Source organism: Saccharicrinis aurantiacus, from assembly GCF_947489045.1.
Taxonomy (GTDB): domain Bacteria; phylum Bacteroidota; class Bacteroidia; order Bacteroidales; family Marinilabiliaceae; genus Saccharicrinis; species Saccharicrinis aurantiacus.
Genome location: NZ_CANLCN010000043.1, coordinates 1 through 3440, shown reverse-complemented (window position 1 = coordinate 3440; position 3440 = coordinate 1). Strand labels below are relative to the sequence as shown.

Genomic DNA, 3440 nt, shown 5'->3' with positions numbered 1-3440 from the left:
TATTTTGTTAAGTTTGTTGTGACTGAGGTGGCGAAGCTGACATTAAATTGCACAACAGCTTCTTGGCGCCAAACGTTGTGGCCAATAAAAACAAACTGAACATGCAGAGAATCTTGACAATATTAATCATGCTGACTTTAGGTTTGACTGGTTTTTCTCAGACTGAAGATGAAATCAGCGTTGATTCTCTTGTTGTTGACGAAGAAATGATAACCTATATTGAGACTCCGCCGAAATTTCACGGAGGAGAGGATTCTTTATGGTGTTTTATCGAAAACAATCTTGATTTTAAGATTCTGAATAACAGTAATTCGCAAGGAAAAGTTTTAGTTTTCTTTGAAATTGACACGACTGGAAAAGTGATTAATATTCAGACAAATCCTGACTACACTCAACGACTGGAATGGTTGGTAAATGATAGCTTGATTGAAAATGAGATTAAAAGAGTAATAAAGCATTTACCAGATTGGGAGCCAGGATTACAAAGAAATAAACCAATTCGAGTACAATACACTCTGCCGATTAAAATTCCTTATACGGATTATAAATGCAAAACGATTGACAATCTGACAACGACTTATTGGAAAGTTGATGAGTACGCACAATTTCGATTTAAAGGAGAAAAAGAGACAAAGGAAAGCATAGAGAAATTTATCGGTGTGAATTGTATTTGGCCAAGTCAAGATGATTGTATTGGAAAAGTATATGTTCGAGTGATAATAAATGAAAAAGGAGAATTGTCAGACTTTGTGATTTTACGAGGTCTTGATGGTTGCAGAGGATTTAATGAAGAAGCATTGAGACTTGTTAGATTAATGCCGAACTGGAAACCTGCAGAAATAAATGGAAAACCAGTAAAATCATACACTGTAATTCCGATTAGTTTCATATTGAGATAAATAATTACTGGCCACAACAATAAATAAAAGGCATAGGCTGTTAGTATAAACTTGGGAGTTTAGCTCTTTAAATAAGTCCGCCGAAACTTTTGCTTCGGCTAGTAAAAACAATAAATTTATAACCAAAACAAAAGCTTCGGCTAAGTGGGATTTTGGAAGTTTGGCTTTTCAAATCAGCCTACGACCTCTTATTCGAGCCGTTAGCAACAAGCATAACTTAAACCACTTAAAACAATGAGAAATTATATTATAATTATTATAGTCATATTATTAATTTCTTCATGTGATACTGAACTAGAGAATCATATAGGTAGTAATTCAGTTATACAATTTAAATATGAAAACATAAAAGATAGTCTACCTCTTTCCTTGTATAATTTACCTATTTTTAAATCTTCCAAGGTTTCAAGAAATTTATATTTAAACGAAAATCAAGAAAGAACAGCTTTTGTTATTCCATGTGATTATCCGTCTGAAATATATATTAGAATTGGTGATTATTCATTTACAGGATATTTGCTCCCTGATGATACGTTAAATGTACAGATTAAATTTGATGATAATAATGATATTACGAAGATTAGATATAAGGGGAGAGGAAAAGCATTTTGTGACTATTATTTCCATAAGGCGGAGAGCTTAGGGTATAATGATTTGAGAATTCCTTTGAATAAAGGTCCTCAGATTCCTGAGAAAATTTCTGAAAATGTTGATACTTTAATGCGGAATGAGTTGAATTTTCTAAGAAACTACTCTAAAAAGAACAAACTTCCAGCTTGGTTTGTAAAAACAGAGAAAAGCCAGATTATCTACTTGTGTAATGGGTTCAAGGATGAGAAGCCATATTACTTTGAGAAAGTATTAGAAAAACCGTTTAGGGCAGGTAAGAGTTATTATGCTTCTTTAGATACTTTACAACTAATAAATCAAGATGCTAAATATTCCTACTGGTACTTTCGCTACATAAATTATAAATTGGTTTATGAAACAGCTAATTTTGACAATAAGGTTGGTGAAGAGCGAAAGCTGTTAATTGCACAGAGAGGATTATTGGCTGCAAACGCTCAACTAACTGGACAAGTTCAAGATATATTTAAATTTAGGTGTTTAGATAATTATCTTGACCAGACAAGGAGTTTAGAAAATTATGACAAATTGTTTAAAAAATTTGGTGTTGATTTAAGAGATAATATGTATCTCAATAAACTTGTTGAAAAAAGACACTTTCTGAATGATTCTATAGTAAAAAATAGAAATGATGGATTTAATATAGCAACAAAGGGAAAACTGCGAAAAAACGACTCAATACCATTCTTTTATTTACCGAGTTTTCATGAAGAGTACTTTTCGTCAAAAGAAATTAAGACAGGGATAGTGTATATCAATTTCTGGGCGACATGGTGTAAACCATGTGTTGCATCCATTGCTTATAAAAATGAATTGATAATTGAATATGATAATACTCCATCTATTACTTTTCTAAATGTTTGTTTGTCATCACCGAAAGATACTTGGAAAAAAATGGTTGAGAAAAAGAAAATTGGTGGAATTAATCTTTTTGCCAATGAAAATTGGAGTAATATTCTGAAAAATAGATATAGTGTAAATTCTTTTCCGACTTACTTCCTATTTAAAGATGGAGTTATAGTTAAACCTTATTGTGACTCTCCTGAAAATATAAGAGATGAACTCAAAGAATTGCTCAATAAGCAGCGAGAATAAATGCCAGTTGCTAACAATGCGTCATAAGTAATGCGGGGAACGTTGTATTTGTGAGGGTTTGTGCGTTTTTTTATCCCCGCCAAATCTACGATTTGACGGTTAATTATAATTTGAAAGTTAACAGTAAAATCGTAGTTTTGGCTAAGTGATTTTTGAAGTAGTTGTTGGTTAAATTCCGCACTACTTATACGCGAAACGTTACACACTAGCCAATATTTCGTGTCTGAATTTAGGCGTATTTTTGGTAAGTTTTTCAAATGAATAATTTGCGCAGCCCTCTGCCTTCACACTCTTATAAACAATATTTTTCTTTCGCCTTTTTTAGTTTTGGTTGGTTTCGATTTTTTTCGGTTTTATTAAAATCGCTGTCCTTCTATTTTCTGTCGTTTTATTGTTGTTTATGTTTTAAGGCTTCTTTTCTCTAGTTGGTATTTTCGTTTGTGATTCTATATTTCCAGCTGTTTTTATAGTTAGTTTTTCCTGCAAATACTCCTCACACTTGCCACCCAATTGGCAAATTTTGGTAGTACTTTGATCAGTTTATTTTACTTAATAATTGAGTAGGAGTTCTCCCAAAAATTGGTTCAAGATGTTTCTCACAGGTATTTTATCTCGTCAGTTATTCTAAAAAGAACCTTTTGTGTAAGTTTAGTTTTCCTGTATGGTATTGGCACTGAAACGGCCATTGTATAACACGGCGTAAAAAGCATTGTGCGTCAGTTTTGTGTTTGGAATTAAGATGTATTTTGTTAAGTTTGTTGTGACTGAGGTGGCGAAGCTGACTTTAAATTGCACAACAGCTTCTTGGCGCCAAACGTT

Annotated in this window: 2 protein-coding genes; both read left to right on the top strand. The window is 32.6% G+C overall.

Annotated features, from left to right (window positions below; all coding sequences use genetic code 11):
- Positions 1-101 precede the first annotated feature (101 nt).
- A complete protein-coding gene (locus tag QMO11_RS21740; protein ID WP_282040055.1) occupies positions 102-899 on the top strand; it encodes an energy transducer TonB in 798 nt (265 codons plus the stop codon).
- Between the two features lie 234 nt (positions 900-1133).
- The gene (locus tag QMO11_RS21735) at positions 1134-2621 is read left to right on the top strand and encodes a TlpA family protein disulfide reductase (RefSeq protein ID WP_282040053.1); all 1488 of its coding nucleotides are present in this window, start codon (positions 1134-1136) and stop codon (positions 2619-2621) included.
- Positions 2622-3440 lie beyond the last annotated feature (819 nt).